Genomic DNA, 12,336 nt, shown 5'->3' with positions numbered 1-12,336 from the left:
CGGGCGTCGGACGATACGTGGTTGAATATACCACGGTAACCCTTATATCCCGGGCGAAAAACCGTCCAGTATGGACGACATCGAGGATATCTTTGTCGCACGACTGATGACCACCGATCTCCACACGGTAACGCCGGACACGCTCGTCGAGGACGCGGCCGCTGTCCTGCTCGACAACGACATCAGCTCCGCGCTGGTCGTCGAGGACGACACGCTCGTCGGGATCCTCACGACGACCGACTTCGTCGACATCGTCGCGAAGAGCCAGCCGAAAGCGGAGACGACCGTCGAGCGGTATATGAGCACCGACCCGGTTACCGCGGAGGCGCAAGACACGGTGACGTCGGTCGCGGCGCTCATGGTCGATCACGGCTTCCACCACGTCCCCGTCGTCGACGACGACGGCACCGCGATCGGGATCATCACCACCTCCGACCTCGCCGCGTACGTCTCGACCGCCGAGGCAGAAGCGTCAGCGTAGCGGAGTTCGTGTGCAAGCCCGTAGCCGGTGCGTCGAGTCGGCCCCATCCAACGAGTTAAACCGGATCCGGACCCAATCGCGTCCAATGCAACCGAGTTCGCTCTCCGGGCTCCCCGCGGGCGTCGGCGAGGCGCTCGAGTCGGAGGGCGTCACCGAGCTGTACCCCCCACAGGCGGCCGCCGTCGACGCGGGCGTCCTCGACGGTGAGAGTCTCGTCGCGGCGGTGCCGACCGCCTCCGGGAAGACGCTGATCGCCGAGCTCGCCATGCTCTCGGCGGTCGTCCGCGGCGGCAAGGCGTTGTACATCGTCCCGCTCCGCGCGCTCGCCTCGGAGAAGAAGGCGGCGTTCGAGCGGTTCGAGGAGTTCGGCGTCACCGTCGGCGTCTCGACGGGCAACTACGACTCCGACGGGGAGTGGCTCGCTACGCGGGACGTCATCGTCGCCACGTCGGAGAAGGTCGACTCGCTGATCCGTAACGGCGCGCCGTGGATCGACGAGCTCACCTGCGTCGTGAGCGACGAGATCCATCTCGTCGACGACGCCTCGCGCGGCCCGACGCTCGAGGTGACGCTCGCGAAGCTCCAGCGCGTGAATCCCGGACTGCAGACGGTCGCGCTCTCCGCGACGGTCGGCAACGCGGAGACGATCGCCGACTGGCTCGACGCCGAACTCGTCGTATCCGACTGGCGACCGATCGACCTCCGGATGGGCGTCCACTACGGCGACGCGATCAACTTCGACGACGGGAGCCAGCGGGAGGTTCCCGTCGATCGCGGCGAGGACCAGACGGCGGCGCTCGTCGCCGACGCCCTCGACACGGAGGCGGACGGACAGGGCGGCTCCTCGCTCGTGTTCGTCAACTCCCGGCGGAACGCCGAAAGCGCCGCCCGGAAGCTCACGGACGTGACTGGTCCCCGACTCACCGACGACGAGCGGGACCGGCTCCGCGAGCTGGCCGACGACCTCCGGGACGTCTCCGATACGGAGACCGCAGCGGATCTCGCGGCCGCAGTCGAGGCCGGGGCCGCGTTCCATCACGCCGGGCTGCGCAGCGAACATCGGAGCCGCATCGAGGCGGCGTTCCGGGACCGGCTCGTCAAAGTCGTCTGTGCGACCCCGACGCTCGCGGCCGGGGTCAACACGCCAGCCCGTCGCGTGATCGTCCGCGACTGGCGGCGCTACGACGGCTCCTACGGGGGGATGAAGCCGCTCGACGCCCTCGAGATCCACCAGATGTGTGGTCGAGCGGGCCGCCCCGGGCTCGATCCGTACGGCGAGGCGGTCCTGCTCGCGAACGACGCGGAGACGATGGACGAGCTGTTCGACCGGTACGTCTGGGCGGATCCGGAGCCCGTCAGATCGAAGCTCGCCGCCGAACCCGCGCTCCGGACGCACGTCCTCGCGACGGTCGCTTCCGGCTTTGCCTCCACGCGTGGAGGACTCCTGGAGTTTCTCGAGAACACCCTCTATGCGACCCAGACGGACGACGAGGGTCGGCTCGCCACGGTCACCGACGCCGTCATCGACTACCTCGTGGTCAACGGCTTCATCGAGCGTGACCGCGACGGCGGCGTGGAGAGCCTCGCTGCGACCGGGATCGGCCACACCGTCTCCCGGCTCTATCTCGATCCGATGAGCGCCGCGACGATCATCGACGGACTGCGGGACGCCTGTACGACACCGGGCGAACGAACGTTCGAGCGGTCCGTCGAGGCGGACGAGGCCGGGGACGACGGCGAGCCCGAACTCGCGTTCGGCACGTACAGCAAGGTCGATGGCGACGGGAGCGGAGGTTCGGACGGGGACGGGAGCGGAGATTCGGACGGCGGACGCGAGGATCAAGATGACGCCGACACCCCCGATCGCGAGATCACGTCGCTCGGACTGTATCACCTCGTGTGCCGGACGCCGGACATGTATCAGCTGTACCTGAAATCGGGCGACAGAGAGACGTACGAGGAGATCTACTACGAGCGCGAGATTGAGTTTCTCGGCGACGCGCCGTCGGAGTACGAGGACGTCCGATTCGAGGAGTGGCTCGCCGCGCTCAAAACCGCGCGCCTGCTGGAGGACTGGGCGAGCGAGGTCGACGAGGACCGGATCACGGAGCGGTACGGCGTCGGCCCCGGCGACATCCGCGGGAAGGTCGACACCGCCGAGTGGCTGCTTCGGGCGGCCGAGACGCTCGCCCGCGACGTCGAGGCGGTCGACGGAGACGCCGTCCTCGCCGTGCGGGAGGCGCGCAAACGGGTCGAGTACGGCGTTCGCGAGGAGCTTCTGGATCTCGCGGGCGTTCGTAACGTGGGCCGAAAGCGTGCGCGTCGACTGTACGAGGCGGGCATCGAGAGCCGAGCTGATCTCCGCGAGGCCGAAAAGGGCGTCGTGCTCGGCGCGCTTCGTGGTCGGGAGCGCACCGCAGAACGGATCCTCGAGAACGCTGGCCGGGAGAACCCGTCCATGGACGGCGTCCGCGCGGACAGCTCGGCGTCCGCCGCGGCGACCGCGGGAAGCGATCCCGATGGCGACGACGGCGAGGGACAGGCGAGTCTGGGTGATTTCCAGTGACCGAGAGGGCCGATGGATCGGATGTAGAACCCGATCCGAGTCCGCGAGTCGAGCTCGTCGAGGGGACGACGCGGATCGCCGACCTCGACGAGTTCCTCGACGAGATCGGGACGATCGGCGAGGAGACGGCTGCAGTCGTGCAGGCGTTCGACGCCGACCTCGTCGTCTCCGCGGACCAGCTTCGACTCGCGACCCGGCTGGCCGCTCGCTCGATAGCGAGAGACGAGGCCGTCGCTCGCGATCCGGCCGTCGAGATCCTGCTGTACGCGGCGGGTGACCGACAGATCGAGCGTGCCCTCGAGCTCGGCGTCTCCGAGGGCGACGCGCGGATCGTGGCGGTCGTCGCTGATTTCGGCGCGGTGTCGGGGCTGGACCGGCCGGTGGCCGACCTCGATGCCGCGGTCGGGTCGCTCGAGGCGCTCGTCGATCCGGCCGAGACGCTCGGGACGTTCGACGAGACGGCGGTGCGAGCGTTCTACGGCGTCACCGACCGCGAGCTGGCGGCAACGGTCGGCGACGTGACCGACGCAGTTCGGGAGCGAGTCGCGCTTCTCGACGTGGAGAAGTGAGCGGCTCGCCGTCGTCCCGTTCACTCCCGTTCGCGTTCGGCCTGTAGTAACTGAAGTGCCTGTCGCACGTGATACCGGCCCTGCTCGTCGTCGATTGCGCCGAGCGCCGCTTCGAGATGCTGCTCAGTTTTGACGAGTTCATCGTCGGACTCCGATGACGTCATCGGCCTCTCACGCACCGTTTTCGTACGGGAACTCCCCCCGTTCGTTCGCTACGTTGGCTCACGTGATCCGATGGTTCGTTCTCATTGATAAGTTGTGGGTCCGATCGACCGGGCTGGAGCGCGGGACGGCTCGCATCGAGAAACCCCTTCGTTTCGCATGGAGACCGTGTTATAGCAGGCGATTATGACTCCAGTTGAAACAAAGGTGTGGATGAGACCGGTCGAGGAGATATCGAGACACTCGTGACGATGCCGACGCGAGGAGTAGTCCATCCTGGATTCGAACCAGGGTCGTTGCCCCCAGAAGGCAACAGGATTGGCCACTACCCCAATGGACTGTGCACTTATTCGTACTCCGTGGGTGTTTGTAAGCGTTGCGCGTCGGCGTCGCCGTGCTACGAGTTCACAGATCCGCCCGCTGGCGTGTGTCAGGATCGTCGTCAGTCCAGCCGGCACGCGGTTGCCGTTCGTCCGCTCTCCGCAGATCCGGATCGACGAACGTGCGCATATCGGCGCTTTTAAGCGCGCGAATAGCCACGGTCGTGTATGTACATCGGTCGCTTCGTCGTTGTCGGCCCCGGAATCGGTGCGTATCGCGTCTCCTCCCGTTCGTTTCCGAACCGTCGTGTCGTCGACCGTGACGGCATCTTGACCGTCGGGCCGACGCCGGACGCACCCGAGACGGATAATCCGTACATCTCGTACAACTGCGCACGCGCGGTCGACGCGCCGACCGGAGAGGCGTTCGCGGTCGTCGGCAACGGCTCGCACGTCGATCCGATCGCGGAGAAGCTGGAGCTCGGCTATCCGCCTCGCGACGCCCTGGCGACGCCGCTTCTCGCGCTCGATTTCGAGAAGGACGACTACGACACACCTCGGATCGCGGGAGTCGTCGGCGCGGAGTCGGCGACGATCGGCACGGTCCGACGGGACGGGCTCCACGTCGAGGCGGTTTCGGAGCCGACGCTCGTCGCCACCTACGAGATGGACAGCCCGGAGCCGTACGAGCTGTCGGCGACTGACGCCGAATCGGCAGCAAGCGAGCTGCTCGGAGCCGACTTCGAGCACGCGGTGTGTGCGGCAGCCGCGACCGTCGACGACGGCGGCGTCACACTCGCGTTCGACAACGACGAGGCGTAACGAGACACCCGCGGACGGCTCCGGCTTCAGACCGCTTTTGAGGCCGGCGACCGAGTGACGGGTATGCAGCGCGTCACCGCCGCCGACTACCACGACATCGCCACGCCCGCCGACCCACGGCTCTCCCCTGATGGCACCCAAATCGCGTTCCTCCGTGCCCAGCCGCTCGACGACGAGACGTACGAGTCGACCGTCCATCTCGTCGACGCCGACGGTGACGACGACCCGCGGCGGCTCACGCTCGCCGAGGGGCGCGACGCCGAGCCCCGGTGGAGCCCGTCCGGTGACCGGATCGCGTTCGTCTCCACGCGCGGGGAGGACGACGACCGGACGCAGCTCTGGGTGCTCCCGGTCGACGGAGGGGAGGCCCGTCGGGTGACGGACGTGGTGGGTGGCGTCTCGGATATCGTCTGGTCGCCGGACGGCGAGCGGATCGCGTTCGTCCAACCGGTCACGTCGGCGGACCGCGAGGCCGACCGTGACCTGCGCGTCCCGGACGAGTACGAGCCGGCTGACCACCCCGATCCCCGGGTGGTCGAACGAACCGTCTACCGGTCGGACCAGCGCTATTTCGACGGGCGGCGACCGGGGGTGTATCTCGCCGACGCGGACGCGGCGGTCGACGGGGCCCGTGCGGACGAGGAGCCCGCAATCGTCCGCGTCACGGACCGCGAGGCCGACTTCGGCGGACCGGAGTTCGGCGACGCCGACACGCTGTACTACTGGGAGTCCGTCGGCGAGGACCCCGACGACTCCGACGAGGTCGCGATCCACGCGCTCGACCTCTCCGCGGCGCTACACGATGAGGCTGTCGACGCCGATTCGTCCGCCGTCGATCCCGACGCAGCCGAGCGGATCCACACGACGACCGCGTGGCAGCCGTCGCTGTCTGCAACCGCCAACGGTCGGATCGCGTTCCCGCATATCGAGCCGGATCGGGCGTCGCTCCAGCAGACGGACCTGCACGTGTTCGACCGTGACTCCGGATCTGTAACCGACGTCACCGCCGGGGTCGACCGCGGCCTCGACGTGGCAACGACCCCGCAGTGGGGACCGGACGCCGAGACGCTGTACTTCGCCACGCCGGACGAGGGAATGACCGCGCTGTGGCACGCGCCGGGTGACGGCTCCGTTGCCCCCGAGCGGCTCCTCCGGGAGGGAACGGTGTCGAGCGCAACGGTCGGCGTCGACGCGAGCGCCGGCTCCGACGCCACCGCCGACGCCGACGCCGTCCGCCTTGCGATCGCGCGAAGCGAGTGGGATCACCCCGGCGACGTGTTCAGGTACGACGCCGCAACCGACGAGAGCACCCGACTCACGGAGCTGAACGAGGCGTATCTCGCGGACCGGCACGTCGTACAGCCCGAGGAACTGTGGTTCGAGTCCGCCCAGGGGCCGGTCCATGGCTGGGTGTTGACGCCGCCGGAGTTCGACGCACACGGCGATGAGCGGATCGATCCAGAGGCGAACGACGAGACGGACGAGGAGTACCCCCTCGTGGTGGAGATCCACGGCGGCCCCCACGCGATGTGGTCGACATCGGGAACGATGTGGCACGAGTTCCAGACGCTGGCCGCACGCGGCTACGTCGTCTTCTGGTCGAACCCCCGCGGATCGACGGGGTACGGCGAGGCGTACAAACGGGCGATCGAGCGCGACTGGGGCGAGGTGACGCTAACGGACGTGATGGCCGGCGTCGAGGAGGTGGCTGCCCGCCCGTACGTCGACGAGTCGAACGCGTTCGTCACCGGCGGCTCGTTCGGCGGGTTCATGACCGCGTGGACGGTGGGTCACTCCGACTACTTCCGTGCGGCCGTCGCCCAGCGCGGCGCGTACGACCTCACCGGGCTGTGGGGGACGACCGACGGGGCATACAAGCTGGTCGAGGGTGATTTCGACACGACTCCCTTCGAGGAGGCCGGATGGCTGTGGGAGCAGTCGCCAACCAGCCATGCCCACGAGGTCGACACCCCGACGCTGCTGATCCACGCCGAGGACGATACGCGGACCCCGGCCGCCTCCGCCGAACTGTTCTACCGGATCCTCCGCAAGAACGGCGTCGAGACGCGGTTCGTCCGGTACCCCCGTGAGGGCCACGAGCTGTCGCGGTCGGGCGAGCCGGGTCACATCGTCGACCGCATCGAGCGTATCGTCCGGTGGTTCGACGGCTACTCCGACCATCACGACGCCCCGAAGGCGCTCGACCGCCCCGATGACGACGGGCTGACGGCGAGCGCCGCCGACGACAAGTAAGGTGTGCAGACGAGCGGTCTCGTTACTCGACCAGTCGTTCTATCTCGGTGACGAGGATCCCGGTCGCGCCGACCGACTTCAGCTCCGCGATCGCCTCGAACACGTCGCGCTCGTCGACGACGGCGTGGACCGCCACCATCCCGTTACCGTTCTCGTCGGCCTCGACGTCCATCACCGTCGGGCCGCCGAGTCCGGGGATCACCTCCTTTACCGCGTCGAGATTCGCCTTCGGCGCGTTCATCATCAGGTAGCGTCGGCCGTCGGCGGCGAGCACGGACTCGAGAGCGGTGCGAACCTGATCGACTTTCGGGTCGTCGACGACGTCACGGCGGGCAAACAGTCGCACGGAGGAGTCGAGCACGTCGTCTATCACCGCGAGCCGGTTCACTTTCAGGGTCGTTCCCGTGGAGGTGATGTCGACGATCGCGTCGGCCATGTCGACGTGCGGCGTGAGCTCGGTCGCGCCCGTCACGGTGACGATGTCGGCGTCGACGCCGACCCGCTCGAAGTACGCGCGGGTGACGTTCGGGAACTCCGTGGCGACCGTCGCACCCGCCAGATCCGCGACCGACTCGACGTCGCCGTCCTCCGGTGCGGCGAGCACTAACCGGCAGGAGCCGTACTCCAGATCCAGCAGATCGACGAGGTCGTCGTCGGCTGCGCTGGCGACGTCCGCCGCGACGCCGCCGGACTCCTCTGCCTGGTCGAGCCCCGTGATCCCGAGATCGGCCGCGCCGTCGCGGACGTACTCCGGGATGTCCGCCGCCCGTGCGAACAGCACGGAGACGTCGGGGTCGACCGTGTCGGCGTACAGCTGGCGGTCGGCGGTGTTCTCGATGTGTAACCCTGCGCGTTCGAGAAGCGACAGCGTCGGATCGTGGAGACGGCCCTTGTTGGGCACGGCGATTCGCATACGTGAGCCTCCGCGGGCGGCGCGGGAAACGTTTTCGTCCGCGCTCGCTCGTGGCTCACGCGCCGGGGATCCCGAACGCGCCGATTCCGAGCCGAAACACCGTGTTGACGGCGAAGAGGATGACCAGCGCGGCGAGCCACGCGACCACGCCGATCTTCGCGGCGCTCACCCAGCCGCCGGGGTATCGCCAGTTGATGACGCCGACCCAGACGACCAGTGCGACCACGGTCCCGATCAGCGGGATCCACGACGTCAGCGCCCACGCGACCGCGCCGATGAGCGCCGTGAGCAGCGCTCGCCCGTAGTCGTCGACGTCGGCGATCAGCCGAGCGCTCACGTATATCGCGAGCCCGCCGACGAACAGGGCAACGAGGAATGCGACGATCGAGCCGAGGAACGGAACTACCATGGATTCGTCTCTTCCGCTAGCCGGGTAGTAGTACCGGCTCGGGTCGGGCCGCGGTCGACACGGCACTCGAGTGGTTCGCAACGGCGTCCGACGTTACGCGTCCGACGCCTCACCATCGTCGTTAGCATCGGTGTCGTCCTCGTCGTTAGCATCGGTGTCGTCCTCGTCGGTCGCCTCCTCGTCACCGAGCAGGTCGCTCAGCAAGTCGCCGAGGCGGTCGATCGATCCGTCGAGGTACGCGTCGATCGTCTCGTGGATCTCGGTCACGCGATCGGATGCCTGCTCCGGCAGCCCATCGCTCGGTCCGACTCCGTCGGCGTCGTCGTCGGTTGCATCCGCCGGGGCGTCTGCCTCGTGTGCGTCCGTCGCGTTCTCGTTCGCCTGGTCGGTCGGGGTGGCCGCACCGACCGCCGCCACGCCGCCGATCAGGAACATCGCCGCGACCGCTATCGTGACCAGTCGTTTCGTGTTCATTGCGGTCCGTGCTCCGCTCGCCGACCCCTTAACAGGGCAAAACCGTACTCCCGAGTTCCGGGCTGTTTGAGCGCTTTCGTCCCCGATTTCGTCCGAGTTGGTTCCGGATTCATTCGGGTTGTGCCGCGCCGTCCAGCTCATCGCCGACGGACGCGCGGACGTCGGCCGACGAGCGCGCGGACGACGACGGCTCTCCTCGTTCGGTGCGGAGTCCGTGACGAACCGACCGGCTTAATCCGCACCCGAACCACCGGCTCACGTATGAGCCAGTTTCCTTCCTTCGAGGTGATCCCTGCGGTCGACGTGCAGGACGGCGAGGTCGTCCAGCTCGTCGGCGGCGAGCGCGGCACCGGCAAGCGCTACGGCGACCCGGTCGAGGCGGCAGAACGCTGGATCGAGGCGGGGGCGTCGACGCTTCACCTCGTCGATCTCGACGGCGCGTTCGAGGGCGATCGCGTCAACGCCGCCGCGATCGAGGCCGTCGTCGGCGCGGTCGGCGAATCGACCGCGCTCCAGCTCGGCGGCGGCATCCGCACGGCCGAGGGCGCTCGCGACCTGCTCGAGGCCGGCATCGACCGCGTCATCCTCGGCACGGCCGCGGTCGACGACCCGGATATCGTCGCCGACATCGACGACACCCACCCCGGAAGCGTCGTCGTGAGCCTCGACGCGAAAGAGGGCGAGGTCGTCGTCTCCGGGTGGACCGAGGGGACCGGACTCGACCCGGCCGAGGCCGCCGCCCGCTACGAGGCGCTCGGCGCGGGCGCGATCCTCTTCACCAACGTCGACGTCGAGGGACAGCTCGAGGGGATCAACCGCGAGGCCGTCGCCGCGGTCGTCGACGCCGTCGACATCCCCGTGATCGCCTCCGGCGGCGTCGCGAGCGTCGACGACGTGGTCGCGTTACAGCAGGCGGGTGCGGCCGCGGTCGTCGTCGGCACCGCCCTCTACGAGCGCCGGTTCACGCTGCGGGAGGCGCAGGCGGCCGCGGATGACGACGTCTGAGTCACCGACGCGAGTCGCTCTCGACGATGCCCACGTCGACGCGGTCACTCCTCCGACTCCTCGTCGGCCTCCGGACGCTCCCGCTGCACGACGAGCACCGGACCGAGGAACCGCTCCGCGACCTGTTCGGACGGCATGCCGAAGACGAACGTGGTGACCGTGGGGTCGGTCTCGCCCATGACGACCGCGTCGTGTGTCTCCCCGAGTTCCGCGATCGCGTCGATGGGGCTCCCCTCGGTCGGCGTCTCGATACGCACGTCGATGGCGTCTCGATCCATCCCGCGGTCGACGAGCTCGCTCCGCACCCCGTTCATTAGCGTCTCCGCGTCGTCTTCGAGCTCCTCGTCACCGAGAATATGGTACAGCGTGACATCGACGCCGGTTCCGGCGAACAGTCCGGCGACGACGCGCGTGTTCCGGCCGATACCGACGGTTCCGCGCACGGCGACGAGGACGGAGTCGAGGCGCTCGACGCTGTTCGGCACCAACACCGCGAGACAGTCGTACTCGTAGATGAGCCGGTCGATCGTGGTCTGCTCGTCGTGTGTGAAGACGAGCCGTTTCTCGACGGTCGATCCCGCGTCGGCGAGCGTGTCCGCGAACCCGGCGAGCTTCGTCATCGCTTTTTCGCCGAACTGCGCGCGTGCCTGCTCGGCCGCCGTCTGTTCCGGAATCACGTGATAGCCGAGCAGGACGACGCGGGCGTTCGCGAGGAGATCCGGCGTCCCTGCGGGAAGCGACTCCCCTTCCAGCACTTCTAGCGGCACGAGCACCGTCGGGCGTTCGGGGTCCCGATCCGGCTTCTCCCGGTCCGACTCCGCCTTCGGCTCCCGTCCGCCGTCTGTCATCGGCTGTGCGTCCGTCGTCCGTGTGTGTGTCGGTGTCATCTCAGAACTCTCCCTTGAGGTCGACGTCGGTCGCGTAGTAGCGGTACCACGCGTAACTCAGCGCCATCACAACGAACCCGATCACGATCGAGGCCGGCTGCATGAACGCGATCAGCGCGAAGCTCGCGACCGCGCCGACCCCGGCGACCGCAAACCCCGCCGGACAGCGGAACGTCGGCGTGTACCAGTCCGGTCGCTCGCGGCGGAGCTGGATCAGCGCGACGCAGATCAGTCCGTACATCACCAGATGGAGAAAGGAGGCGACCTCCGCGAGCAGCTCCACCTGTCCGGTCGCGGTGAGCACGACGATCGGGCCGCCCGCGAGCCCCAGAGCGACGTGCGGCGTGCCGTATTTAAGGTTGATCCGGCTCGCCCGCTCGGGGATGAGGTCGTCGCGGCTCACCGCGTACACCGCCCGCGACGCGCTGAGGATCGATGCGTTCGCGCTGGAGAACGTCGCGAGCAGGCCGGCGATCAGGATCGCGATCGCGCCGGGGAAGCCGACGAACTCGCGGGCGACCTCCACCATCGCCGTCTCGCCGAACTCGCCGAGCTGAGCGCTGCCGAACGCGCTCGTCGCGACGAAGATGGTGACGACGTAGAACACGCCGACGATGATCACCGAGCCGACCATCGCCAGCGGGAGGTTTCGACTCGGCTGCTTGATGTCGCCGGCGACCGTCGCGATCTGCGCGAAGCCGAGGTACGAGGTGAACACGAGCGCCGCGGTCTGGAGCACGGGGAGCATGCCGCCCGGCGGGAAGAAGCGCTCGGGGGTCGTCTCCCCGCCGAACACGCCGAGCGCGTCGAGACTCCCGTAGCTCAAAAACAGCGTGAGAATGACCAGAAGCAGGATCACGATCCCGTTCTGCAGCGACGCCGTGTTCTCCGTCCCGAACAGGCTGAGAACGGTGAGACCGATTCCGAACGCGACGCCGAGCGGGACCGCGGGGCTCACTGGGAGGGCGATCCCCGCCTCGGCGAACACCTGTCCCGCGTAGCTGCCGAGCCCGACGAGGTAGAACGCCGACGCGAACACGAGCCCGAGCCAGAGTCCGAGTCCGACGATCGCGCCCGATCCCGTCCCGAGCCCGCGGGAGATGAAGAAGTAGCCGCCGCCGCTGCGGGGCATCGCCGTCGCCAGCTCGGAGGTCGGCAGCGCCACCAAAAGCGCGATCACCGCGCCGATCGCAAAGGAGAGCGCCGCGGCGGGGCCGGCGTTGGCGGCCGCGAGACCGGGAAAGACGAAGATCCCCGCACCGATCATCGTCCCGATACCGATCGCGAGGCCACCCGTGAGCCCGATCGTCCGTTCGAGCTCTCCCTCCCCCTGATCGACGTCGTGGTCGATCGGTGGCTCCGTCGTGTCAGGGGGCTCATCCGGAGGATCGACCGATCCTGTCGGAGACTCGTTCGACGGTCCGCCGTCGGATGCCATGCGAGTACGTCACGTCGGGCGGCTGAAATAGCCACCG

Annotated in this window: 12 protein-coding genes and 1 tRNA gene; 6 read left to right on the top strand and 7 right to left on the bottom strand. The window is 68.3% G+C overall.

Annotated features, from left to right (window positions below; all coding sequences use genetic code 11):
• Positions 1–70 precede the first annotated feature (70 nt).
• The 3 genes from ACYQ0R_RS13320 (at position 71) to cgi121 (ending at position 3,616) form a co-directional block, all read left to right on the top strand.
• The gene (locus ACYQ0R_RS13320; protein WP_459824620.1) at positions 71–481 is read left to right on the top strand and encodes a CBS domain-containing protein; all 411 of its coding nucleotides are present in this window, start codon (positions 71–73) and stop codon (positions 479–481) included.
• An 85-nt stretch (positions 482–566) separates the two neighbouring features.
• Positions 567–3,047: an ATP-dependent DNA helicase gene (locus ACYQ0R_RS13315; RefSeq protein WP_459824618.1), complete on the top strand. Its 2,481-nt coding sequence runs from the start codon at positions 567–569 to the stop codon at positions 3,045–3,047.
• Entirely contained in the window at positions 3,044–3,616 is a 573-nt protein-coding gene (gene cgi121 / locus ACYQ0R_RS13310; RefSeq protein WP_459824615.1) for a KEOPS complex subunit Cgi121, read from the top strand. The genes ACYQ0R_RS13315 and cgi121 overlap by 4 nt, the downstream gene beginning before the upstream one ends.
• A gap of 20 nt (positions 3,617–3,636) precedes the next feature.
• Here cgi121 and ACYQ0R_RS13305 read toward each other — a convergent pair whose 3' ends face one another.
• The gene (locus tag ACYQ0R_RS13305) at positions 3,637–3,780 is read right to left on the bottom strand and encodes a hypothetical protein (protein ID WP_459824612.1); all 144 of its coding nucleotides are present in this window, start codon (positions 3,778–3,780) and stop codon (positions 3,637–3,639) included.
• A gap of 265 nt (positions 3,781–4,045) precedes the next feature.
• Positions 4,046–4,118 (bottom strand) — tRNA-Gln (locus ACYQ0R_RS13300).
• A 208-nt stretch (positions 4,119–4,326) separates the two neighbouring features.
• Between ACYQ0R_RS13300 and ACYQ0R_RS13295 the strand changes: the two genes are divergently transcribed.
• Both ACYQ0R_RS13295 and ACYQ0R_RS13290 read left to right on the top strand, forming a co-directional pair.
• Complete coding sequence (locus tag ACYQ0R_RS13295) at positions 4,327–4,920, top strand: IMP cyclohydrolase (protein WP_459824609.1); 594 nt, start codon at positions 4,327–4,329, stop codon at positions 4,918–4,920.
• 63 nt (positions 4,921–4,983) lie between these two features.
• Positions 4,984–7,173, top strand: coding sequence for a S9 family peptidase (locus tag ACYQ0R_RS13290; protein ID WP_459824607.1), 2,190 nt, complete (start codon positions 4,984–4,986; stop codon positions 7,171–7,173).
• A gap of 22 nt (positions 7,174–7,195) precedes the next feature.
• On the opposite strand, the gene hisG is transcribed toward ACYQ0R_RS13290, so the two are convergent.
• The 3 genes from hisG to ACYQ0R_RS13275 form a co-directional block, all read right to left on the bottom strand.
• Positions 7,196–8,086 carry an ATP phosphoribosyltransferase gene (gene hisG / locus ACYQ0R_RS13285; protein ID WP_459824605.1) on the bottom strand — a complete coding sequence of 297 codons (891 nt, stop codon included), beginning with the start codon at positions 8,084–8,086 and terminating at the stop codon, positions 7,196–7,198.
• 55 nt (positions 8,087–8,141) lie between these two features.
• Positions 8,142–8,495 (bottom strand): hypothetical protein, encoded by a 354-nt coding sequence (locus ACYQ0R_RS13280; RefSeq protein ID WP_459824603.1) that lies wholly within the window; start codon positions 8,493–8,495, stop codon positions 8,142–8,144.
• Between the two features lie 93 nt (positions 8,496–8,588).
• Positions 8,589–8,969, bottom strand: coding sequence for a hypothetical protein (locus ACYQ0R_RS13275; protein ID WP_459824600.1), 381 nt, complete (start codon positions 8,967–8,969; stop codon positions 8,589–8,591).
• Positions 8,970–9,230: 261 nt separating this feature from the next.
• Between ACYQ0R_RS13275 and hisA the strand changes: the two genes are divergently transcribed.
• Positions 9,231–9,974 carry a 1-(5-phosphoribosyl)-5-[(5-phosphoribosylamino)methylideneamino]imidazole-4-carboxamide isomerase gene (gene hisA, locus ACYQ0R_RS13270; protein ID WP_459824598.1) on the top strand — a complete coding sequence of 248 codons (744 nt, stop codon included), beginning with the start codon at positions 9,231–9,233 and terminating at the stop codon, positions 9,972–9,974.
• 44 nt (positions 9,975–10,018) lie between these two features.
• Here hisA and ACYQ0R_RS13265 read toward each other — a convergent pair whose 3' ends face one another.
• Both ACYQ0R_RS13265 and ACYQ0R_RS13260 read right to left on the bottom strand, forming a co-directional pair.
• A complete protein-coding gene (locus ACYQ0R_RS13265) occupies positions 10,019–10,861 on the bottom strand; it encodes a universal stress protein (protein WP_459824595.1) in 843 nt (280 codons plus the stop codon).
• 1 nt (position 10,862) lies between these two features.
• Positions 10,863–12,299: an APC family permease gene (locus tag ACYQ0R_RS13260; protein WP_459824592.1), complete on the bottom strand. Its 1,437-nt coding sequence runs from the start codon at positions 12,297–12,299 to the stop codon at positions 10,863–10,865.
• Positions 12,300–12,336: the final 37 nt, after the last annotated feature.

This window comes from Halorubrum luteum (assembly GCF_054652935.1).
The sequence above is the reverse complement of the archived record's forward strand: the minus strand, read 5'-3'. Positions and strand labels throughout refer to the sequence as shown.

What these genes read in the sequence shown, in the direction of transcription:
- hisA (WP_459824598.1), top strand. Translation starts at nt 9,231, where the DNA reads ATGAGCCAGTTTCCTTCCTTCGAGGTGATCCCTGCGGTCGACGTGCAG.
- ACYQ0R_RS13305 (WP_459824612.1), bottom strand. Translation starts at nt 3,780, where the DNA reads ATGACGTCATCGGAGTCCGACGATGAACTCGTCAAAACTGAGCAGCAT.
- ACYQ0R_RS13295 (WP_459824609.1), top strand. Translation starts at nt 4,327, where the DNA reads ATGTACATCGGTCGCTTCGTCGTTGTCGGCCCCGGAATCGGTGCGTAT.
- ACYQ0R_RS13290 (WP_459824607.1), top strand. Translation starts at nt 4,984, where the DNA reads ATGCAGCGCGTCACCGCCGCCGACTACCACGACATCGCCACGCCCGCC.
- ACYQ0R_RS13260 (WP_459824592.1), bottom strand. Translation starts at nt 12,299, where the DNA reads ATGGCATCCGACGGCGGACCGTCGAACGAGTCTCCGACAGGATCGGTC.
- ACYQ0R_RS13275 (WP_459824600.1), bottom strand. Translation starts at nt 8,969, where the DNA reads ATGAACACGAAACGACTGGTCACGATAGCGGTCGCGGCGATGTTCCTG.
- ACYQ0R_RS13265 (WP_459824595.1), bottom strand. Translation starts at nt 10,861, where the DNA reads ATGACACCGACACACACACGGACGACGGACGCACAGCCGATGACAGAC.
- hisG (WP_459824605.1), bottom strand. Translation starts at nt 8,086, where the DNA reads ATGCGAATCGCCGTGCCCAACAAGGGCCGTCTCCACGATCCGACGCTG.
- ACYQ0R_RS13315 (WP_459824618.1), top strand. Translation starts at nt 567, where the DNA reads ATGCAACCGAGTTCGCTCTCCGGGCTCCCCGCGGGCGTCGGCGAGGCG.
- ACYQ0R_RS13320 (WP_459824620.1), top strand. Translation starts at nt 71, where the DNA reads ATGGACGACATCGAGGATATCTTTGTCGCACGACTGATGACCACCGAT.
- ACYQ0R_RS13280 (WP_459824603.1), bottom strand. Translation starts at nt 8,495, where the DNA reads ATGGTAGTTCCGTTCCTCGGCTCGATCGTCGCATTCCTCGTTGCCCTG.